This is a genomic window from Phenylobacterium kunshanense (assembly GCF_003254525.1).
GTDB classification, from domain to species: domain Bacteria; phylum Pseudomonadota; class Alphaproteobacteria; order Caulobacterales; family Caulobacteraceae; genus Phenylobacterium; species Phenylobacterium kunshanense.
Map to the genome: position 1 here is coordinate 115,902 of NZ_QFYS01000010.1, position 20,048 is coordinate 135,949.

Sequence of the window (20,048 nt, forward strand, 5' to 3'; positions counted from 1 at the left end):
CCGCGCCGGCGGGGATCCAAGCAGCTTTTCCGTCCTCCGCGAGGCTGCCTTGGTCCCCGCCTACGCGGGGACGAGCGGATCGGAATGGCGGCCGTACCGGGCGCCGAGCTCGGTCATCACCGCCTCGAACTCGTCGATCGTCTCGCGGAGGATCTGGGCGACCGGCTTCACGCTCTCGATCCGCCCCGCCACCTGGCCGGTGAGCGGAATCGCCGCCTCCAGATCGCCGCCGAAGTAGAGGTCGAGGATGTTGGCCATCTCGCCCATGATGTTCGGCGGCGGCTCCAGCTCCAGCCGCGTGGTCCGCTCGGTGCGCAGCGCCCGCAGCGCCGGCCCGGGTCCCTGCCGGTTGAGGAAAACCGTGTCGGTCTCCTTGGCCGCGACGATGGCGTCCTTCCAGTTCTGGTGAACCGGGCTCTCGGCGGCCGAGACCATGCGCGTGCCCATCTGCACCGCCTCGGCGCCGAGGGCGAAGGCGGCGGCCATGCTGCGGCCATCGGTGATCCCGCCGGCGGCGATGATCGGCACGCCCGTCTTCGAGGCGACCAGCGGCAGCAGCACCATGGTCGAGACGTCGCGGCTGTTCTTGAAGCCACCGCCCTCGCCGCCTTCCACCACCAGGCCGTCCACGCCGGCCTCGATCGCCTTCAGCGCCGCCGACAGCGACGGCACCACGTGGAACACGGTCAGGCCCCGCCCCTTCAGGGCCTCGCAGTAGCGGTTAGGGTCCCCCGCCGAGGTGGTGACGAACCGCACGCCCTGGTCGGCCACGAAGCTCACGATGTCAGGATCGCGGACGAAGGCCTGGGCCACGTTGATCCCCCACGGCTTGTCCGTGAGGGTCTTCATCTTCTTCACCTCCTCGCGCACCTCGTCGAGCCGTCCCGAAGACGTCTCGATGATCCCGAGGCCGCCAGCGTTCGAAACGGCGCTGGCGAGCTGCGAGCGCGCGATCCAGCCCATCGGCGCCTGCACGATCGGATACTGCACGCCCAGCAGGTCGGCGATGCGGTTCTTCATGTCGTCCTCCCCATTTTGGAGGGGAATATCGCCCGGGGACGGCGGAATTCAAACAATCGTTTAGAGCCCCAGCCGCTTCGCGACCTCTTCCCCGATCGCCAGGGACGACGTCAGGCCCGGGCTCTCGATCCCGAACAGCGCGACGAGCCCCGGCAGGCCGTGGAGGTCCGCCCCGTCCAGCCGAAAGTCCGGCTGCGGGTCGGCGGGCCCGTGGATCTTGGGCCGGATGCCGGCGTAGTCGGGGGTGAGCGCGCCGTCGGGCAGGCCCGGCCAGAACTTGCGGATGTAGGCGTAGAAGCCCGCCGCGGCCGAGGGATCCACGCTGTAGTCCAGGGTGTCCACATAGGTCAGGTCCGGCCCGAACACCGCCTGCCCGCCGAGGTCGCGGCGATAGTGGGTGCCGAGCGCCCCGGGGATGGGCGGCGGGTAGATCAGGCGTCGGAACGGCGCCTTGCCGGCCAGCCGGAAGTACATGCCCTTGCCGTAGTGGCCCGGCGGGATCTGGTCCGTCGGGAAGCCCTCGATCAGGCCCGCCACGTGCTGGGCGCTCAGCCCCGGCGCCGTGACCAGCAGCCGGCACGTCAGGGTCGTGGGCTCGGGCCCGCCCGCGCGCACCGAGAAGCCGCCGCCTTCCAGCGGGGTCGCGCCCTCGAACGGCGTGGACAGCACCACCGCCCCGCCGGCCGTTTCGATCTCGCCCTGCAGGGCCAGCATGTAGGCATGGCTCTCGAACACCCCGCTCTGCGGCGACAGCAGCGCGCCGGCGCACGACAGCTCGGGCTCCAGCGCAAGGGCCTGGGCGCGGGTCAGCCGCGCCATCCCCTCGACGTCGTTGGTCAGGGCCTGTTCCAGGATGGCGTCCAGCCGCGGCAGGTCCGCCTCCGTCTCGGCCACCACCAGCTTGCCGCAGCGGTCGTACTGGACGTGATGGGCGTCGCAGAAGGCGTACAGCATCCGCCGCCCCTCCACGCACAGCCGGGCTTTCAGGGAGCCGGTCGGATAGTAGAGCCCGCCGTGGATGACCTCGGAATTGCGCGAGGAGACGCCCTGGCCGATGGCGGAGTCCTGCTCCAGCACGGCCACCACCAGCCCGCGGCGTGACAGGGCATAGCCGCAGGCCAGGCCCACCGCGCCCGCGCCCACCACCACCGCATCGAAATCGAACTCGGCCATCCGTCCCCGCTACCGCGCCAGCCCAGGCGCCTCAGCGCCTTTTGAAACCACAGAAAACGCAGAAGGCACAGAAGAGGACGTCACGCGACCGCGCCGCGCCCCGCTCGGCGTCTTCCGCGTCTTCTGCCATTCCCGCGAAGCGCCCCCTACGCCCCGAGGAAATGCAGGCGCACCGTCTCGCGGAACATCATCGTCTGGCGGCTGATCGCGCCGGAATCCTGCAGGGCCCTTGCGATGGTCATGCCGCCATAGGTGAAGGCCAGGATCGCGTCGGCCAGGTCCTCCAGGCTCGCCTTGCCCTTGGGCGGATAGGCGTCGGCGATCTCGCGCAGCCACGACAGGAACAGCGTCCGCCAGTTCACCACATGATCGATGACGAGCTGGCGGGTCGCCCGGTCCCACGACTGGTCCTGGAACGTCACCGTGGCGACCATGCAGCCGGGGTGCCCGTCGGTCTGGGTCTCCATGGCCTCGGCGTAGAACTTCAGGAAGATCAGGAAGCTGTGCAGCGGGTCGTCGGACAGCTCTCTGGCGCGCGCCGACATCTCGTCCAGGAACTGGGCGTTGCGGGTCGTGTAGCTCTCGATGAGCTGCCGGGCGAGATCGCTCTTGTCCTTGAAATGGTAGAAGAAGCCGCTCTTGGTGATGCCCGCGGCGTCCACCAGCTCCTCGATCGAGGTGGAGGCGAACCCCTTCCGGATCACGCTCTCGTAGGTGAGGTCCAGGATGCGTTCGCGCGTCCGTTCGCCCTTGGAGCGCGGTTCCAACTGCACCGCGGGTGCAGTTTTGCCCTGGCCTTCCGACGCCATTCCCGACGAGTCCTGCTTCACATCCGGGCCAAGCCGTTCAAACTACGCTGGAAACCCGCCGACCTGCGAACCGACCGCGCGACCGCTGGAGACGTGGCCTCAGACCCCGTACCCCTCGCCGCCCCGAGATTGAGGAGAACGAGACATGGCGAAGGATCACCACGGCCTGGAGCTGACGGGCGCGAGCGCGACCGCCGCCGGACTATACCAGAAGGCCCTCGAGGCCCAAATCTGCTACGCGGGCGACGCGTTCACGCCCCTGGAGGCCGCGCTCGCGGACAGCCCCGACTTCGTCATGGCCCACGTCCTCAAGGGCTGGATCACCCTGATGGGCGCCGACACCCCCACGGCGGCCATCGGCGCGGCGGCCTATGAGGCGGCCCGCACCCTGCCGGCCAGTTCCCGCGAGCAGGGCCACATCGCCGCCCTCGCCGCCCTGCTGGCCGGCGAACTCCGCGGCGCCGCGCGCATCCTGGAAGACGTCACCATCGAGCACCCCCATGACCTGCTGGCGCTGCAGGCGGGCCAGAACATGGACTTCCTGCTGGGCGATGCGCGTATGAAGCGCGATCGCATCGGCCGCGTCCTGCCGCACTGGTCGCGCGACATGCCCGGCTGGCACGGGGTGCTCGGGCTGCACGCCTTCGGCCTGGAGGAGACCGGCCACTACGAGCGCGCCGAGGACGCGGGCCGCGAGGCGATCTCGCTGCAGCCGCGCAACAACTGGGCCCAGCACGCCGTGGCCCACGTGATGGTCATGCAGGGGCGGCACGCCGACGGGGTCCGCTGGATGCGCCAGGAGAACGCGGCCTGGCAGCCGGAAGCGATGCTGGGCGTCCACAACTGGTGGCACACGGCCCTCTTCCACATGGGCCTCGGCGAGACCAGCGAAGTGCTCGCCCTCTACGATGGTCCGATCTACGGGGAGCCGACGGCCTTCGGGTTCAACATGGCCGACGCCGCCGCCCTGCTGTGGCGCCTGGAGCTTATGGGCGTGGATGTCGGCGGGCGCTGGAACATCCTCGCCGACCGCTTCGCGAGCGAGCCCGCGGGCCGGAACGCCTTCGTCGACACCCATGCCATGATGGCCTATGTGGGCGCCGGCCGCGACGCCGACCAGGCCGCGCTGCTGGCGGCGCAGGACCAGGCGATAGCGGGACCGGGCGACAACGCCATGTTCGTGCGCGATGTGGGCCGCTTCACGATCCCGGCGATCCAGGCGTTCGGGCGCGGCGACGACGCCAAGGCCATCGAGCTCCTGCGTGACGTCCGCAACCGCGCCGGCCGGTTCGGCGGCAGCCACGCCCAGCGGGACGTCCTGGACCTCACCCTCATCGCAGCCGCCCGCCGCGCGGGCGCGACCGCCCTGGAACGCGCCCTGCTGGCCGAGCGGGAGGCCGCCATGCCGCTCGCTCGCGAAGCCATCAGGGCCCTTGCCGCCTGACCTGCGCGGCGTCCCGGCCGGTTCGACGCCGGCCGGGAACGTGCGTGTTGTTCGATAGGCGGAAGCTCCTTAGCCTTGCCGCCAAAATCGGGGAGGGTTCTCATGCGTAAGGTGCTTGGTCTGGCCGCGGCCGCGGCGTGCATGGTCGTGGGCGCCGCCCAGGCCCAGGTCCCGCTCAAGCCGGGGACACCCTCGATCCTGGTCTGGAGTCCCCAGCAGCAGAGCGACTGGTACCGCGACATCGAGAGCGTCTACCAGGTCGCCACCGTGCCGCGCGGCGACAAGGTCCATCCCCTGCCGATGGCGGACCGGCAGATCGACGTCGCCTTCGACTACGAGGGCAAGCGCTGGACCCTCGACGACTACATGAAGGCCTACAATGTCTCGGGCGTCCTGGTGCTGAAGGACGGCAAGGTGGTGCTCGAGCGGTACGGCATGGGCCGCAAGCCCGAGGATCGCTGGACCTCGTTCTCGGTCGCCAAGTCGGTCACCGCCACCCTCGTGGGCGCGGCGATCCAGGACGGCAAGATCAAGAGCATGTCCGCCCCGGTCACCGACTACATCCCCGAGCTCAAGGGCTCCGGCTACGACGGCGTCACGGTCCGCCAGCTCCTGATGATGAGCTCGGGCGTGAAGTGGAACGAGGACTACGCCGATCCCAATTCCGACGTCGCCCGTTCGGCGACCCTGCCGGTCACCCCCGGCCAGAATCCGCTGGTCACCTATATGAGCCGGCTGCCGCGCGCCAAGGAGCCCGGGACCTTCTTCAACTACAACACGGGCGAGACCGACCTCGTGGGCATCCTGGTGTCCCGCGCGGTCGGCAAGAGCCTGGCGGAGTACACCTCCGAAAAGATCTGGAAGCCGTTCGGCATGGAGCGGGACGCCATCTGGGTCGTCGACCCGGCGGGCCATGAACGCGGCGGCTGCTGCATGTCGATCACCCTGCGCGACTATGGCCGCATCGGCCTCTTCATGCTGGACGAGGGCCGCGCCGGTGGACAGCCGATGCTGCCGCCCAGCTGGGCGCTGGAGGCCACCTCGCCCCAGATCACCAACGGCGCGCCGGCGCCCGGCTACGGCTATTTCTGGTGGATGGCTCCCTACGGCGCCTACGAGGCCCGAGGTATCTTTGGCCAGTCGATCAGCACGTTCCGGGATGATCGCATCGTCGTGGTGATCAACTCGGCCTGGCCCACGGCGGTCGGCCGCGACCTGACCCTGTCGCGCGCGGCCTTCATCAACGCTGCGCGCGCCGCCGCCAAGGCGCACTGATACGGACGCCCGCCGGTCCGGACGCCTGCACAAGCGCCGGACCGGTCGGCGGAATCGCGGATTGAGGATCAAAGAACGCGGTTCTATGCCTGCCGCCCTCGAAAGACCGAAGGCAGACCAGCTCCGTGACCACCCTCCTCCCCCGAAAGACCCGCGAACTTCACAACCACCACATGGACTCGACCGTGTGGAACGACTTCGCCTTCCGCGACGACGACGTGATCGTCGGCACCTACGCCAAGAGCGGCACCACCTGGACTCAGCAGATCGTCGGCCAGCTCATCTTCCAGGGCGACCCCGACGTGCGGATCGCCGATCTCTCGCCCTGGTGGGACATGCGGATCATTCCCCCCGAGGTCCGCGAGGCCGTGCTCGCCCAGACGCATCGCCGGGTGCTGAAGACCCACCTGCCGGTCGATGCGCTCGTGATGTCGCCCAAGGCGAAGTACCTCTATGTCGCCCGCGACGGCCGCGACGTGGTGATGAGCCTCTACAATCACCACGCGGGCTTCGCGCCCCTGGCCTATGAGCTGCTGAACGGCACGCCCGGCCTCGTCGGTCCCGAACTGCCGGTGGCCGATCCCGACCCGCGCCGCTACTTCCGCACCTGGCTCGACAACGACGGCGCCCCGTTCTGGTCGTTCTGGGAGAACATCGCGACCTGGTGGGCGATCCGCGACCTGCCGAACGTCAAACTGGTCCACTTCGCCGATCTCAAACGCGACCTTGCGGGCGAGATGCAGGGCATCGCTGAATTCCTCGGCGTAGACGTCCCCGCCGACCGCTGGCCCCAGGTGGTCGAGCACTGCACCTTCGACTGGATGAAGGCCAACGCCGAGAAGGTCGCCCCGTTGGGCGGCGCGGTGTGGGAAGGCGGCGCCAGCACCTTCATCAACAAGGGCGTCAACGGCCGCTGGCAGTCCGTCCTGACCGAGGGCGACAGCCGCGACTACGAACAGATGGCCGTGGAAAAGCTCGGCCGGGAGTGCGCCCACTGGCTCGCCACGGGCGAGCGCCAGGCGCCAGCCAAGGCTGCCTGACCCCGAAACGCAAGAACGCCCCGGGAGGGCATCCCGGAGCGTTCGGCTGCGCTGGCGGTTATGGGGGACAGGGCCGCCAGCGTCATCCTTGGGCCGTCCAGTGTGGGCGCTGGACGCTATGGTGAAGCGGCTCTCGCCGCACCGCCAATACAGCACGGCCGGATCTCGCCCGTGTTGATCGAGGTCAAGTTCAGGGAGAAACGTCCGATGTTCCGCCCGCCTCTCGCGCGGCCCCGGCGGACTCGCCGTCTCCCACGTCGAAGGCGGTCCGTCGCAGCGTGAAGCTGCGCCGTCCGTTGATCGTCAGCACGCCTTCGTCCGCGAGCTCCTTCAGCACCCGGCTCAGCGTCTCCGGCGCCAGTCCGAGAAAGTCGCCGATGTCCCGGCGGCTCATGGGCAGGGGCACAGTCCGGCCCGGCCGGCCGCCCTCGTGTCGCCACAGCCAGGTGAAGAACCATTGCACCCGCTCGGCCGCCGGAAGGTGCGCCACGTGCGCCACGTGGTGGGCCAGTTCGCGGTACTGTTGATTGCTTGTCCGGATCAGCTTGATCGTCACCTCGGTCGACCGCGCCGACAGCTCCAGAACGGACTGCAGCGGGTAGCGGGTGAGCGTCACGTCGGTGACCGCCTCGGCGGACGAGACCTGTTGGTCGATGCTGTAGCCGAAGTGGTCCCCGGGCAGCAGGAAGGCCAGGATCTGCCGGTGGCCGTCGGCGCCGTTGATCTGCAGGCGAACGCAACCCTCGTCGACCCGGTACATCGCGGTTGCGGGATCGCCCTCATCGTAGATGACCTGCCCTCGCTCGAACGCCACCTGCCAGTGGCGCGCCTCGTCCAGCAGCGGCGCGTCATCGTTGTTCATACACAACTCCGATCGCGGCGGCGGAACAGTCCGTCGCGCGAGCAGGCCCACCTTCGGACGGTCACACACCCGTCACACATGACTGAAATCAAAGGGTTGGCCTGCTGACGATCAGCTTGCTACCCAGAATGGGGAAAGCTGGCGCCAAAAGCGCGCCACGTCTGGCTTGACCGGCCGCCGCGCGACCCCGACCTTCCCGGAAAATAAAGGGAGGCGACCCTGTTTCCGCTCGTACGCCTGTTGGCCATCGGCGCCATGTCAGTGGCCCTGACCGGCTGCCTTGCCCGCGACATCCCCTACGCGACGCTCGAGGCGCGGTACGCCAGCTCCGCGTCGCGCTACATGGACCTCCCCAGCGGCCTGCGCGTCCACTACCGCGACGAGGGCCCGCGCGAGGCCCCGGTGGTGGTCCTCGCCCATGGGTTCTCCGCCTCGCTGCACGCCTGGGAGCCCTGGGTCGCCCGTCTCGGAGGCGAGTACCGGATCGTCACCCTGGATCTGCCCGGTCACGGCCTCACCCGCGCCCCGGCCGACTTCCAGGCCTCCACCGACCGGAGCGTGGCGGTCGTGGACCAGCTCACCCGCAGGCTCGGGATCGAGCGGTTCGTGGTGGGCGGCAATTCCATGGGCGGCGGCGTTGCTTGGAACTACGCCCTGGCTCATCCTGACCGCGTCCGGGGGCTGATTTTGGTCGATGCGGCCGGCTGGCCCGATCCCGAGCGCAGCCGCGAGGGCTCCCCGCTGGTCTTCAAGCTGCTGGGCAATCCGGTCGGCCGCACGATCCTTCGCAACGCCGATCCCGGCCTGATGGCCGAGAAGGGGCTGAAACAGGCCTACGGCGATGAGCGCCTGGTCACGCCCGAGCTGGTGACCCGCTACGTCGAGCTTGCCCGCGCGCCCGGCCACCGCGCCATCCTCACCAGCGGTCGCAGCGCGCCGGCCAGGACCGTGACGCCCGAGACTTTCAAGGCCATCCGCGCGCCGACGCTGGTCATGACCGGGGAGAAGGACACCGTGATCCCGGCCGCGCACGCGCGGGGCTTCGCCTCGGCGATCCCCGGCGCGAAGCTGGTGACCTACCCTGAGGGCGGCCACGTGCCGATGGAGCAGCTTCCCGACCAGACGGCGGCCGACGCGCGCGCGTTCCTTCAGTCCCTGCAGGATCAGGCCGGCGCGCCCACCCGCGGCGTGGCGTCCAGGTAGCGCTGGATCTCGGCCAGCATCTCGCGCCAGGCCGTTTCGGTGGCTGGCGTCCAGTCAGGGCCCAGCACCTCGCGCACCGCCTCGGCCACGAAACCGAAGAAGGTGGAGAACACCTCCCGCGGGACTTCGTAGCCTTCGTGGGTGATCACCTCGGTCTTGATCAGATGGTCGGCGTAGAGGCGATCGCCCACGAAATCGAGGATCGCCGAGAACGTCCGCGCCAGCATCTCGCCGCGGATCGTGCCGTTGGTGTCGCGCCAGAACTGCGCCTCCACCTGCGGGTGCGCCGCGAAGACGCGGCCATAGACCAGCGGCGCCGGGTCCTCGCACCGCTCGGCCATCAGTTCCAGGCTGCGTTCGATCTCGGCAGCGTGGGCGAAGGCCGGAGCGGTCATGGGGGCGTCCTCAGGTGCTCTGGGTCGTGTCGGGCAGGCCCAGGATGCGTTTGGAGACGATGTTAAACTGGATTTCCTGCGATCCGCCATAGATCGACATCGCCTTCCCCCACAGCCAGGCGCGGACCGACTCGATCTCGTGTTCGTTGAAGGCCTCGCCCTCCCAGCCCAGGCCCTGGTGGCCCATCAGCTCCAGGGTCATCTCGGCGCGGGTCTGGGCGACCCAGGTGGCCGAGTTCTTCAGCACCGACGGGGCGTTGCCCGGGCTGTTGTTCCCCTTGGCCTCGGCGGCCGCGCGAGCCAGCGTCAGGGTGTGGGCCTTGGCGTCGATCTCGTGCTTCACCAGGCGCGAGCGGAAGTCGGGATCGGCCAGCCGGCCGCTGTCGTCCAGGCCGATGTACTGCTTGGCGATCTCGTTAAGCGGCCGCGGGGGCCGTCCGCCCATCGAGGCGCCGGTCTGGCTGGCCCGCTCGTGCTGCAGCAGGCGCTTGCCCACCGTCCAGCCGACGTTGAGCTGGCCGAGCAGCGCGTCCTTCGGCGCTTCCGCGTCCGTCAGGAAGGTCTCGCAGAACGGCGAGGCGCCCGAGATCAGGCCGATCGGCCGCGTCTCGATGCCCGGCTGCTTCATGTTCACCAGGAAGAAGCTGATGCCCTCATGCTTCTTGGCCGAGGGGTCGGTCCGCGCCAGCAGGCCGCACCAGTCGGAATACTGCGCACCGCTGGTCCAGGTCTTCTGGCCGTTGAAGACCCACTTGTCGCCGGCGTCCACCGCGCGGGTCTGCAACGAGGCCAGGTCCGAGCCGGCGTTCGGCTCGGAATAGCCGACGCACCACTGCACCTCGCCCCGCACGATCGGCGGGATGTGCTGCTTCTTCTGCTCCTCGGTGCCGTAGTCGAGGATCGTCGGGCCGATCATGGTCACGCCCATCCCGAACATCAGCGGGTTGAACGCGCCGACCTTCGACATCTCCTGGCCGAGCACCTTGGCCTGCTGCGGCGTGAGCCCGCCGCCGCCGTACTCCTTCGGCCAGGTCGGGGTGCCCCAGCCCTTCTCGCCCATGGCCTTGCGCCATTTCACGAGGTCGGGCTCGTTCGAGCGCACTTCGGCCGATGCCAGCGAGCCCTTGCCTTTCAGCGACGGCGGGAAGTTGGCTTCCAGCCATTCGCGCGCCTCCTTGCGGAAGGCCTCGAGGTCGATGTCGGCGCCGAAGTCGGCCATGGCGTAGCTCCTGATCTCTTGAGACCCAGATTAGGGACCCTGCCGTGGCGGCGCCAAGACTCACGTGGGGGAAGGTTCTAGCCGGGGCTGGACAGTTTCATCAGCACGAGGCCGCTGACGATCAGGATCGCGGCGCAGATCCGCATCGGGCTCGCCGCCTCGCCCAGCACCAGGATCCCGACCAGGAACGCCCCCACGGCCCCGATGCCGGTCCACACCGTATAGGCCGTCCCGAGCGGCAGGCTGCGCATGGCCCAGGATAGCAGGCCGAAGCTGATCAACATCGCCACCAGGGTGACGGCCGTCATCAGCGGGCGCGAAAAGCCCTCCGACAGCTTCATGGTGTAGGCCCAGACGACCTCGAACAGTCCGGCGATGGTGAGCGCGATCCACGCCACGGCGACCTCCCTTCGGAGCGCCGGGCCGTCCCGGTCTTGAAGTCCCGGCGCCAGGACATCCGGCCGGAAGCGGGAACGTGGTCGCCGCGGCGCTGATCTAGGATGCGATCCGCGGAAGGGGAAGGCCCCGCCCCTCGCCAGCGGCGTCCGGGCGCGCTACGCCTCCGCCATGCGCCGCATCGCCATCGCCAGCCTCGCCGCCCTCGCCCTCACCGCCTGCGCCACGGCGCGGGCGCCACAGGTCACCTATTCCGGAACGCCCCAGGCGCAGTGGGAACAGGGCCAGCGCGCCTATGAGGCCTGGTCCGCCGCCCGGCCGGGCTGGAAGGTCACCGCCTCGGGCCTGCAGTATCGCCGCGTCTCGGCGGCCCGGCCCGGCGCTCGGCGGCCTGCCCCGACCGACACGGTCACCATTCACTATGTCGGCCGCTTCATCGACGGGCGCGAGTTCGACTCCTCCCGCAGCCGGGGCGAACCCGCGACCTTCCCCCTGCCGCGGCTCATCAAGGGCTGGCAGGAGGGCGTGCCGATGATGCGCGTCGGCGAGACCTGGCAGTTCGTGATCCCCGCGCCGATCGCCTACGGCGACCGCTGGCGCGATCCGATTCCCGCTAACAGCACCCTCCTGTTCGAGATCGAGCTGATCGATATCCCCGCCGAGTGAAACGCCGGGCGGCTGAAGGGACCCCGCCGCGCGTTTCCGGACTGAAACCCCTCTTTCATTGCCCCCGCCGCGCCGGAGTCGTAAATTCGGTATGACGCGCGGCCGGAAGAGCCCGCGCCGAAGACCCTGGGGGAAACCGAAGTGAACCGCGCCGCCATCGCCCTTGCCGCCCTGCTCAGCGCCGCTGCGCTCGCGCCCCTGGCCCACGCCGCCGATGCGCCCAAGGCGGGCGCGGCCGCGAAGCCCTACAAGGCCCCGCGGAACGCATTCGGCCAGCCCGATCTCTCCGGCTTCTGGAGCAACGCCACCCTGACGCCGATGGTGCGCCGGCCCCAGTTCAAGGACCGCCTCGTCTACACGCCCGAAGAGGTGAAGGAGATGGAGCAGAACGCCGAGGCCGAGGTCGAGGAGGGCAACGAGCCCACCGATCCGAACGCCCCGGCCGAAGCCCGCGCCACCCCGAGCACCAACGTGCGGCCCGAGTTCGCGGCCGCGGGCGGCGACGTGGGCGGATACAACCGCGGCTGGCTCGACCCGGGCAGCCATGTGATGCGCGTGAACGGCGAGCCGCGCACCTCGCTGATCACCACGCCCAACGGCATGCCGCCGGCCCGCAAGCCGGGCGCGCCGCCGCCCCCGCGCTTCGGAGGCGGCATGGGCTCGTTCGACGGACCGGAAGTCCGCTCGCTGGGCGAGCGCTGCATCATGTCGTTCGGCCGCAACGCCGGGCCGCCGATGTTCCCCAACGGCTTCTACAACAACAACTACCAGATCCTTCAGACCAAGGACGCCGTGGTCATCGAGGTCGAGATGAACCACGACGCGCGGATCGTCCGGCTCAACGACAAGCACCGCACAGACGGCGTGCGCCCCTACATGGGCGACTCCATCGGCTGGTGGGAGGGCGACACCCTGGTCGTCGAGACGACCAACATTCCGCAGGCGCAGCACTTCATGGGCTCGTGGCAGAAGCTGAAGGTGACGGAGAAGTTCACCCGCGTCGGCCAATACCGCCTGCACTACGCCTTCACCGTGGAAGATCCCGACATCTGGGAGAGCGCCTGGGGCGGCGAGTACGAGTTCTCGCCGCTGGACGGCCGGATCTACGAGTACGCCTGCCACGAGGGCAACTACGCCCTTCCGGGCATCCTGGCCGGCGCCCGGGCCGAAGAGCGCGAAAAGGCCGAGGCCGCGGCCGCGGCGGCGGCGAAGAAGCCTGCGGGGGGCGCGCAGTAGCGGGCCTCCTGCCCAGCACCGCGTTCGGCGCATTCGGATGTCGCAAAGAAGAGGGGCGGCGCTTCCTGCGAAGCGCCGCCCTTCCTTATTGCGGCGGGGTGGTCGTGTCCGGGGTCACCGTGTCCGTCGCCTCGGGCGGCGGGTCGGTGACGATCGGCGGTGTCGACGGGATCGGCTCCGGCGGATTGACCGCCTGGTTGGGCGGCGGGTTGGCCGGCGTCGGGGCCACGGTCGGGTTCAGGGTCGTATAGGGCTGCGGGCCGTCAGGCAGCGTCGCGCTGGCGTTCACCGCGGAGGACTCGGCGTTCGGCGCGGTGGTCGCCGCCGGCCGAGTGCGAACCGCCGGAGCGCTGCGCTGCACGCGCTCGGGAGCCGCGGCGGCCAGGCGGACCGGGGCCTCCGCGGCGGCCGACATCGACGGCGGGTTCACCGCCATTTCCGGCGGCGCGATCGGAGCGGGAGCCGGCGTCAGCGGCGCGACGGCGACCTCGCTGGTCGTGGAGCCCGGGGTGAGTTCCGGAATTCCGCTCGCGTCGCGGCTCATCCACCATCCCGTCGCGCCCAGCGCCACAAGGGCGACCGCCCCGGCGGCGAACGCCGCGGGCGCGACACCGGCCGAGGCCTTGCCGCGGGTGGTGCGTTGGCCGGTCCTGCGATCGGCGGCGGCGAACATGCCCGGCGCGTCGTCGTTGATCTCGGTGTGGGAAGCGTCATCCGCAAAGGTCCGCGGTTCCGAAGCGGCGATGGGGGTGGCGCGCCGGCCGCCAAGGCCACGCTTGCGCCGGGACGCGCGGTCCCAGACAGGGTTCGGCGCGAACATCACGCCCTCGGCGTCGGTTACGGAAGTCTCCCGACGATCAGGGTTGTAGTCCATAGTCATCGCATGTCCCTCCAGGGAAGTGTCGGACGGCGATAACGGCGGTCTTGGCGTCGAGTTCCATAGACCTTTTGAGGTTTGCGCACGGAATATTCGAATGCGGAGGATGTCGGCCTGCCAACTCACGATCTACACGCCAAGACGACTCCCAGATTTAGACACACCTCCGCCATAGTCTGAAACTGCACAGTTGCCGCCGGGACTTCTGTGGATGCGACCCCACCGCGCTTGACCGCCCCCGCCGGTGCTCGCCAAGCTGGCCCTTGCGACTGGAGGTGCGAATGCGGTTCAAGGCCAGGCTCAAGCGCGACTGGCGATACTGGCAGGGGCTCAGCCGGACCCTGAAACGGGTCAAGTCCATCGCCCGCGAGTCCGACAACCTGATCTGCGACGACCTGCAGGCGGCGGTCGACCAGTGGCGCGAGCGCCCGGCCATGACCTTCGAGGGGCGCACCCTCAGCTATGGCGAGCTGGACGCCATGGCCAATCGCTACGCGCACTGGGCGAAGGGGATGAACCTGCGCCGGGGCCAGGTGGTCGCACTCTTCATGCCGAACCGGCTGGAATATTTTCCCGTCTGGTACGGCCTCTCCAAGGTCGGGGTGGTCACCGCCCTGATCAACAGCCAGCTCGCCGGCCTGCCGCTGGCCCACTGCCTCAACATCAGCGGCGCGGCGCACGTGATCGTCGACGCCGACACCTCGCCGGTGTTCGAGGCGACGCGGGCGCTTCTGGAGCGGCCGATGCAGCAGTGGATCCTCGGCCCGGCGCAGGGCGACCAGCGCGACCTCGCCCAGGCCCTCAAGAGCTGCTCATCCCTGCCGCCGGACCGTGGCGTCCGAGACGGCATGACCGCCGCCGACACCGCGCTGCTGATCTTCACGTCGGGCACCACCGGCCTGCCCAAGGCCGCCCGGATCACCCACATGCGCGCCCAGCTCTACATGCGCGGCTTCGCGGGCTCGACGGGCGCCCGGGACACGGACCGCATCTACGTGACCCTGCCGCTGTACCATGCCACCGGGGGCCTCTGCGCCCTGGGCGCGGCGCTGCTCAATGGCGGCTCGGTGGTGCTTCGCAGGAAATTCTCCGCGAGCCACTTCTGGAAGGAGATCGTCGCCGAGGGCTGCACCATGTTCGTCTACATCGGCGAGCTGTGCCGCTACCTCGTGAACCATGAGTTCGACGAGGACGAGACCCGGCACAAGCTGCGGATGGCCTTCGGCAACGGCCTGCGGCCCGATGTCTGGCCCACGCTGAAGCAGCGGTTCCGCATCCCCGAGATCCTCGAGTTCTACGGCTCGACCGAGGGCAATGTGTCGATGTTCAACTTCGACGGCCGCGAGGGCGCCATCGGGCGTGTCCCCAAGTGGTTGAAGAAGAAGGTCAACGTCCGCCTCGTCCAGTTCGACATCGAAACCGAGGAACCGGTCAGGGGGCCTAGCGGCCTGTGCATCGAATGCGGCGCCGGCCAGGTGGGCCTCTGCATCGGCCAGATCGGAACCGGCGACGCGCGCACCGACTTCACCGGCTATCTCGACAAAGCCGCATCGGACAAGAAGGTGCTGCGGGACGTCCTGGCGCGCGGCGACGCCTGGTTCTCCACCGGCGACCTCATGAAGATGGACGCCGACGGCTATTTCTACTTCGTCGACCGGGTGGGCGACACCTTCCGCTGGAAGGGCGAGAACGTCTCCACCGGCGAGGTCGCCGAGCGGATCCAGGCCTTCCCGGGCGTGCTTGAGGCCACCGTCTACGGTGTCGCCGTGGAGGGAGCGGATGGCCGGGCCGGCATGGCCGCGATCGTCATGGATGGGGCGTTCGATCCCGTGGCGTTCGGCGAGCACGTGTCGCGCGAGTTGCCCTCCTACGCCCAGCCGCTGTTCGTGCGGCTGCTGCCCGCCATGGACACCACCGGCACGTTCAAGGTCCGCAAGGTCGACCTTGTCGCCGATGGCTTCGACCCAACGAAGATCAAGGGCGCCCTGTTCTTCCACGACCCGAAGAAGGGCTACGCAAAGCTCACCAAGGCCACCCACGAGAAGCTGGTGTCCGGCGCCATCAAGATCTGATCGCCCCCGTCTGGAGCGGCAGGCGGATGGCGCAGATCAGGCCGGCCGGATCGAAATCGAGGCGCGCCACCCCGCCGAGCTGATCCTTCAGGCTCCGCTCGATCAGCCGCGAGCCGAAGCCGCGCCGCGTAGGCGGCGCCACCGGCGGCCCGCCCGTCTCGGCCCATTGCAGGTCCAGCCAGTCGCCGTCCGCGCGCCATGAGATATCGACGCGGCCGCCCGCCTTGGAGAGCGCCCCGTACTTCGCCGCATTCGTGGCCAGCTCGTGCAGGACGAGGCCCAGCGCCAGCGTCCCCGCCGACGTCAGCTCCACCTCGGCGCCGCTCAGGGCGTACTGCTCCGCCGCGAAGGGCCGCAGTTCGGCGAGCAGCAGGTCCCGCAGCGCCGCCCCGCGCCAACTGCTGGCGGTCAGCAGGTCGTGCGTCGCCGCCAAGGCGAGCAGCCGGGATTCGAAGGCTTCGTGAAAGTCTGACGGCGTCGCGGCGTTGCGCAAGGTCTGGTGGGCGATGGCCTGCACGGTCGCGAGGCTGTTCTTCACCCGGTGGTTCAGTTCGTCGAGCAGCAGCTTCTGCTGGCGCTCCGCCAGCACCCGGTCGGTGACGTCGCTGCCTTCCACGAACACGCCGGAAATCTTCCCGTCCGGAGCCTGGATCGGCTGGTAGATGAAATCCACGAACCGCTCTTCCAGCGGCGCCCCGACCGTCCGCTGAAGGCGCACGCTGAGCGCCTGGCCGATGTAGGGCTCACCGCTGTTCAGCACGCCCTGTAGCAGTTCCACGAACCCCTGCGCCGCCACCTCGGGCAGGGCCTCGGCCACCGAGCGGCCGATCACCTGACGGTGCCCGATGAGCCGCTGGTAGGCGCGGTTCACAAGGGCGAAGCGGAGGTCGGGGCCGGCGAGCACCGCGATGAATCCGGGCGCCTGCATGAACAGGTCCCGCAGCCCCTCCGTCTCCTGGAGCAGCGAGAGGTTCACCTTCTCCGCCTCCTGGGCGCGGAGCAGCAGTTCCTTCTCGCCCGGCGCCGGCTCGCCGCCGGGGCCGTAGGCCATTGTCTTCAGCCGCTGCAGTTCCGTCACGTCCACGGTGTTCTGGACAATGAACGCCGTCCGGCCATCGGGTCCCAGAAGCGGCACGTGCGCCGCCGACCAGTAGCGCATCTCGAACCCCCCGCCCCGGGAAGCTGGCCGCTCGATTGGATAGGGAATGAGGGCGATGGTGTCGGGCTGGCCGGTCTCCAGCACCCGTTCGAACGAGGCGCGGAGGCGCCCTCCGCCCTCGCCCGGGTTCGGAAAGGCGTCGAACAGGTTCCGGCCCAGCAGATCCTCGGCACGGCGCTCCAGCACCGTGCAATAGGCCTGGTTGACCGCGATGTAGTTGAGTTCACGGTCCAGCACCATGTGCGGACTCGGCAGCGCGCCGAACAGAGCGGCGAAGTCGGGCATGGCTGCGCCTGCCATCACGGCTTCCATCTCGGCGCGCATATGTTCCTTTTCTCCGGGGGTGCAAACGCCGAACGGCGCCGCTTGTTCCACCGGAGCTGTCCCCGACCCGCCCCAATATGATGCGCGGGCGCCAAGAGCGCCAGCCGATGCGCCGCCGTGTCGCGGCCCTGCAGCGGCGGCCGGACTCGCCTATATTGCCGCCCATGCTGGACGCACCGTCTTCGCCGCCGACTGAGGGCGCGCCCCTTAAGGGCGCAGCGCTGATCAAGGATGAGGTGCGCCGCCTGCCCGATCGCCCGGGCGTCTACCGGATGATGGGCGAGGACGGCGAAGTCCTCTATGTGGGCAAGGCCCGGTCGCTGAAGAAGCGGGTGATCCAGTACGCACAGGGCCGCTTCCACACCCAGCGCATCGCCCACATGGTCGACGCGACGCGGTCGATGGAGTTCGTCACCACCCGCACCGAGACCGACGCCCTGCTGCTCGAGATCAACCTGATCAAGCAGCTCAAGCCGCGCTTCAACGTCCTGCTCCGGGACGACAAGAGCTTCCCCGAGATCGTCATCCGCCGCGAGCATCCCGCCGCCCAGCTCCGAAAGCACCGGGGCGCCCACACCATCAAGGGCGACTATTTCGGCCCGTTCGCCAGCGCCAATGCGGTGAACAAGACGCTCAACACCCTGCAGAAGGCCTTCCTGCTGCGGTCTTGCTCCGACAGCGTCTACGAGAGCCGCACCCGGCCCTGCATGCTGCACCAGATCAAGCGCTGCGCCGCCCCATGCACGGGCCTCGTCAGCCTTGAGGACTACGCGGGCCTCGTGGAGCAGGCCGAGGCCTTCCTGCGCGGCAGGTCGCGGGCGGTCATGCAGCGGATGTCAGCCGAGATGCAGGCCGCATCCGACGAGATGGAGTTCGAGCGCGCCGCCCGCCTGCGCGACCGCATCCGCGCCCTGGCGTCGGTGGCGCAGGAGACCCAGATCAATCCCGAGACGCTGGAGGAGGCCGACGTCTTCGCCCTGCATGCCGAGGGCGGCCAGGCCTGCGTCCAGGTGTTCTTCTTCCGCGCCGGCCAGAACTGGGGCAACCGCGCCTACTTCCCGCGCGTCGACAAGACCGACGAGGACGCCGACGTCATGGGCGCCTTCCTCGGCCAGTTCTACGACGACAAGCCGATCCCCAAGCTCATCCTGGTCAATGTCGAGCCGGCCGAGCGCGAACTGCTGGCCGAGGCGTTCCAGCAGAAGTCGGGCCGCAAGGTCGAGATCGGCCGCCCTCAGCGCGGCGAGAAGAAACAGCTCGTCGAGCACGCCCACACCAACGCCCGCGAGGCCCTGGGCCGGAAGATGGCCGAGAGCTCGGCCCAGTCGAAGCTGCTGGCCGGCGTCGCCGAGGCGTTCGGCCTGGAGGGCCCGCCAGAGCGGATCGAGGTCTACGACAACAGCCACATCATGGGCACGAACGCCGTCGGCGGCATGATCGTCGCCGGCCCCGAGGGCTTCCAGAAGAGCCAGTACCGCAAGTTCAACATCAAGGGGACGGACCTCACCCCCGGCGACGACTTCGGCATGATGAAGGAGGTGCTGCGCCGCCGCTTCGGCCGGCTGGTGAAGGAGGAGGAGGCCGGCGAGGAGACCGTCCGCCCCGACCTCGTGCTGATCGACGGCGGCGCCGGCCAGATCGCGGCGGTGATGGAGGTGATGGCCGACCTAGGCGTCGACGACATCCCCGTGGTCGGCGTGGCCAAGGGCGTCGACCGGGACGCCGGGATGGAGCGCTTCTTCATCCCCGGCCAGGAGCCGTTCCGCTTCGACCACAAGTCGCCGGTGCTCTATTACCTCCAGCGCCTGCGCGACGAGGCCCACCGCTTCGCTATCGGCAGCCACCGCACCCGCCGGTCCATGGACCTGAAGAAGAACCCCCTCGACGAGATCGACGGGGTCGGTCCCGGGCGCAAGCGCGCCCTGCTCCACGCCTTCGGCTCGGCCCGCGGCGTCAGCCGGGCCAGCGTCGACGACCTCGCCAAGGTCGACGGCGTCAGCCAGCAACTCGCCCAGCGCATCTTCGACTTCTTCCGGAAATAGCTCGACCCCAGTTCCAGGCCCGAGAGTCGCTACACGCCCGCGTTGAGCTTCTGGGCGAACGCCGACATTCTCCGCCGCCCTTCACGTTCCCGGACCCTCTCTATGCCCAAGTCCTTCGCCGCCCCGCTTACGGCGCTCGCTCTCCTTCTCGCCCCGGCCGCCGCCGCAGCCCAGACGCCCGAGGCGCTGCAGATCGCGGTGATGCAGGACGACCCCGCCGCCATCGACCGGGCGATCCGCGCCGGCGCCGACCCGCGCGCCCTGGGCCCCCACGGCTCGCCCCTGGCCATCGCCGCCATGTCGGGTAAGGCCCGCGCCGTCCGCGCCCTCCTGGACCACGGCGCCGATCCCGCCGCCCCTGGCCCCAACGGCGACAACGCGCTCGGCTCGGCCTTCTTCGCCATGAATGGCGTGGCGTTGCTCGGCCGGGACGAGGCGCCCGATCCCGCCCGCAGGGCCCAGGCGCTGGAGGTCCTCCGGCTGGTCGCCGCCCGCAAGATCGGGCTCGACACACCCATCCGCGTCGGTCCCTCCACCTTCACCCCGCTGATGCTGGCGGCCGAGGCCGGCGCCCTCGACGTGACGCAGATCCTCCTGGACGCCGGCGCCAACCCCAACGCGACCAACAGCGGCCGCTACACGCCCATCGACTACGCCGTCGACCGCCCGCCCTCCTGGGCCGCCCTGCCCCAGGGCCGCCGCACCGACATCGTCCGCGCCCTGCTCGCCAAGGGCGCCCGCCTCGACCGCGCCGGCGCCGACGGGGTCACGCCCCTGGCCCGCGCACGCCGGGCCGGGAACCCGGAGATCGTGGCGCTGCTTGAGGGGCGTTGAGG

At 69.6% G+C, this 20,048-nt stretch carries 18 protein-coding genes; 9 read left to right on the forward strand and 9 right to left on the reverse strand.

Going from position 1 to position 20,048, the window contains the following annotated elements:
• Nucleotides 1-60 precede the first annotated feature (60 nt).
• The 3 genes from DJ019_RS18500 to DJ019_RS18510 all read right to left on the reverse strand — a co-directional run bounded on the left by DJ019_RS18500 (nt 61) and on the right by DJ019_RS18510 (nt 3,002).
• Nucleotides 61-1,068, reverse strand: a complete 1,008-nt coding sequence (locus DJ019_RS18500; RefSeq protein ID WP_338066111.1) for an NAD(P)H-dependent flavin oxidoreductase — start codon at nt 1,066-1,068, stop codon at nt 61-63.
• A gap of 12 nt (nt 1,069-1,080) precedes the next feature.
• Nucleotides 1,081-2,193 (reverse strand): NAD(P)/FAD-dependent oxidoreductase, encoded by a 1,113-nt coding sequence (locus tag DJ019_RS18505; RefSeq protein ID WP_111277826.1) that lies wholly within the window; start codon nt 2,191-2,193, stop codon nt 1,081-1,083.
• Nucleotides 2,194-2,339: 146 nt separating this feature from the next.
• Nucleotides 2,340-3,002, reverse strand: a complete 663-nt coding sequence (locus DJ019_RS18510; protein WP_111277828.1) for a TetR/AcrR family transcriptional regulator — start codon at nt 3,000-3,002, stop codon at nt 2,340-2,342.
• 145 nt (nt 3,003-3,147) lie between these two features.
• Here DJ019_RS18510 and DJ019_RS18515 point away from each other — a divergent pair, with 145 nt between their 5' ends.
• From DJ019_RS18515 to DJ019_RS18525, 3 genes are all read left to right on the forward strand, one after another.
• Nucleotides 3,148-4,446, forward strand: a complete 1,299-nt coding sequence (locus tag DJ019_RS18515; protein ID WP_111277830.1) for a tetratricopeptide repeat protein — start codon at nt 3,148-3,150, stop codon at nt 4,444-4,446.
• Nucleotides 4,447-4,548: 102 nt separating this feature from the next.
• Nucleotides 4,549-5,721, forward strand: a complete 1,173-nt coding sequence (locus tag DJ019_RS18520) for a serine hydrolase domain-containing protein (RefSeq protein WP_111277832.1) — start codon at nt 4,549-4,551, stop codon at nt 5,719-5,721.
• 125 nt (nt 5,722-5,846) lie between these two features.
• Entirely contained in the window at nt 5,847-6,761 is a 915-nt protein-coding gene (locus DJ019_RS18525) for a sulfotransferase domain-containing protein (RefSeq protein ID WP_205854205.1), read from the forward strand.
• Between the two features lie 190 nt (nt 6,762-6,951).
• Here DJ019_RS18525 and DJ019_RS18530 read toward each other — a convergent pair whose 3' ends face one another.
• A complete protein-coding gene (locus DJ019_RS18530; protein ID WP_111277836.1) occupies nt 6,952-7,623 on the reverse strand; it encodes a Crp/Fnr family transcriptional regulator in 672 nt (223 codons plus the stop codon).
• Between the two features lie 255 nt (nt 7,624-7,878).
• On the opposite strand from DJ019_RS18530, the gene DJ019_RS18535 reads away from it, so the two are divergent.
• Entirely contained in the window at nt 7,879-8,826 is a 948-nt protein-coding gene (locus DJ019_RS18535) for an alpha/beta fold hydrolase (RefSeq protein WP_111277887.1), read from the forward strand.
• Here DJ019_RS18535 and DJ019_RS18540 read toward each other — a convergent pair.
• The 3 genes from DJ019_RS18540 to DJ019_RS18550 form a co-directional block, all read right to left on the reverse strand.
• Entirely contained in the window at nt 8,787-9,221 is a 435-nt protein-coding gene (locus DJ019_RS18540) for a globin (protein ID WP_111277838.1), read from the reverse strand. The two genes, DJ019_RS18535 and DJ019_RS18540, sit on opposite strands and share 40 nt — an antisense overlap.
• Nucleotides 9,222-9,231: 10 nt before the next feature.
• Entirely contained in the window at nt 9,232-10,440 is a 1,209-nt protein-coding gene (locus tag DJ019_RS18545) for an acyl-CoA dehydrogenase family protein (protein ID WP_111277840.1), read from the reverse strand.
• Between the two features lie 77 nt (nt 10,441-10,517).
• Complete coding sequence (locus tag DJ019_RS18550; protein ID WP_111277842.1) at nt 10,518-10,838, reverse strand: DMT family transporter; 321 nt, start codon at nt 10,836-10,838, stop codon at nt 10,518-10,520.
• Nucleotides 10,839-11,007: 169 nt separating this feature from the next.
• Between DJ019_RS18550 and DJ019_RS18555 the strand changes: the two genes are divergently transcribed.
• On the forward strand, nt 11,008-11,502 hold the full coding sequence (locus DJ019_RS18555) for an FKBP-type peptidyl-prolyl cis-trans isomerase (RefSeq protein ID WP_111277844.1): 495 nt from the start codon (nt 11,008-11,010) through the stop codon (nt 11,500-11,502).
• Between the two features lie 141 nt (nt 11,503-11,643).
• Nucleotides 11,644-12,738, forward strand: a complete 1,095-nt coding sequence (locus DJ019_RS18560) for a hypothetical protein (RefSeq protein ID WP_111277846.1) — start codon at nt 11,644-11,646, stop codon at nt 12,736-12,738.
• A gap of 85 nt (nt 12,739-12,823) precedes the next feature.
• Here DJ019_RS18560 and DJ019_RS18565 read toward each other — a convergent pair whose 3' ends face one another.
• Nucleotides 12,824-13,618 carry a hypothetical protein gene (locus DJ019_RS18565; protein ID WP_133255334.1) on the reverse strand — a complete coding sequence of 265 codons (795 nt, stop codon included), beginning with the start codon at nt 13,616-13,618 and terminating at the stop codon, nt 12,824-12,826.
• Nucleotides 13,619-13,896: 278 nt separating this feature from the next.
• Here DJ019_RS18565 and DJ019_RS18570 point away from each other — a divergent pair, with 278 nt between their 5' ends.
• Nucleotides 13,897-15,687, forward strand: a complete 1,791-nt coding sequence (locus tag DJ019_RS18570; RefSeq protein WP_111277850.1) for a long-chain-acyl-CoA synthetase — start codon at nt 13,897-13,899, stop codon at nt 15,685-15,687.
• Here the strand turns inward: DJ019_RS18570 and DJ019_RS18575 are convergent.
• The gene (locus DJ019_RS18575) at nt 15,677-17,170 is read right to left on the reverse strand and encodes a sensor histidine kinase (RefSeq protein ID WP_111277852.1); all 1,494 of its coding nucleotides are present in this window, start codon (nt 17,168-17,170) and stop codon (nt 15,677-15,679) included. The two genes, DJ019_RS18570 and DJ019_RS18575, sit on opposite strands and share 11 nt — an antisense overlap.
• Nucleotides 17,171-17,334: 164 nt before the next feature.
• On the opposite strand from DJ019_RS18575, the gene uvrC reads away from it, so the two are divergent.
• Both uvrC and DJ019_RS18585 read left to right on the forward strand, forming a co-directional pair.
• On the forward strand, nt 17,335-19,212 hold the full coding sequence (uvrC, locus tag DJ019_RS18580) for an excinuclease ABC subunit UvrC (protein WP_111277854.1): 1,878 nt from the start codon (nt 17,335-17,337) through the stop codon (nt 19,210-19,212).
• 102 nt (nt 19,213-19,314) lie between these two features.
• Nucleotides 19,315-20,046 (forward strand): ankyrin repeat domain-containing protein, encoded by a 732-nt coding sequence (locus tag DJ019_RS18585; protein ID WP_111277856.1) that lies wholly within the window; start codon nt 19,315-19,317, stop codon nt 20,044-20,046.
• Nucleotides 20,047-20,048: the final 2 nt, after the last annotated feature.

Coding starts and splice junctions, on each gene's coding strand:
- uvrC (WP_111277854.1), top strand. CDS start 17,335: ATGCTGGACGCACCGTCTTCGCCGCCGACTGAGGGCGCGCCCCTTAAG.
- DJ019_RS18570 (WP_111277850.1), top strand. CDS start 13,897: ATGCGGTTCAAGGCCAGGCTCAAGCGCGACTGGCGATACTGGCAGGGG.
- DJ019_RS18535 (WP_111277887.1), top strand. CDS start 7,879: ATGTCAGTGGCCCTGACCGGCTGCCTTGCCCGCGACATCCCCTACGCG.
- DJ019_RS18545 (WP_111277840.1), bottom strand. CDS start 10,440: ATGGCCGACTTCGGCGCCGACATCGACCTCGAGGCCTTCCGCAAGGAG.
- DJ019_RS18515 (WP_111277830.1), top strand. CDS start 3,148: ATGGCGAAGGATCACCACGGCCTGGAGCTGACGGGCGCGAGCGCGACC.
- DJ019_RS18585 (WP_111277856.1), top strand. CDS start 19,315: ATGCCCAAGTCCTTCGCCGCCCCGCTTACGGCGCTCGCTCTCCTTCTC.
- DJ019_RS18505 (WP_111277826.1), bottom strand. CDS start 2,193: ATGGCCGAGTTCGATTTCGATGCGGTGGTGGTGGGCGCGGGCGCGGTG.
- DJ019_RS18530 (WP_111277836.1), bottom strand. CDS start 7,623: ATGAACAACGATGACGCGCCGCTGCTGGACGAGGCGCGCCACTGGCAG.
- DJ019_RS18555 (WP_111277844.1), top strand. CDS start 11,008: ATGCGCCGCATCGCCATCGCCAGCCTCGCCGCCCTCGCCCTCACCGCC.
- DJ019_RS18520 (WP_111277832.1), top strand. CDS start 4,549: ATGCGTAAGGTGCTTGGTCTGGCCGCGGCCGCGGCGTGCATGGTCGTG.
- DJ019_RS18565 (WP_133255334.1), bottom strand. CDS start 13,618: ATGACTATGGACTACAACCCTGATCGTCGGGAGACTTCCGTAACCGAC.
- DJ019_RS18510 (WP_111277828.1), bottom strand. CDS start 3,002: ATGGCGTCGGAAGGCCAGGGCAAAACTGCACCCGCGGTGCAGTTGGAA.
- DJ019_RS18540 (WP_111277838.1), bottom strand. CDS start 9,221: ATGACCGCTCCGGCCTTCGCCCACGCTGCCGAGATCGAACGCAGCCTG.
- DJ019_RS18575 (WP_111277852.1), bottom strand. CDS start 17,170: ATGCGCGCCGAGATGGAAGCCGTGATGGCAGGCGCAGCCATGCCCGAC.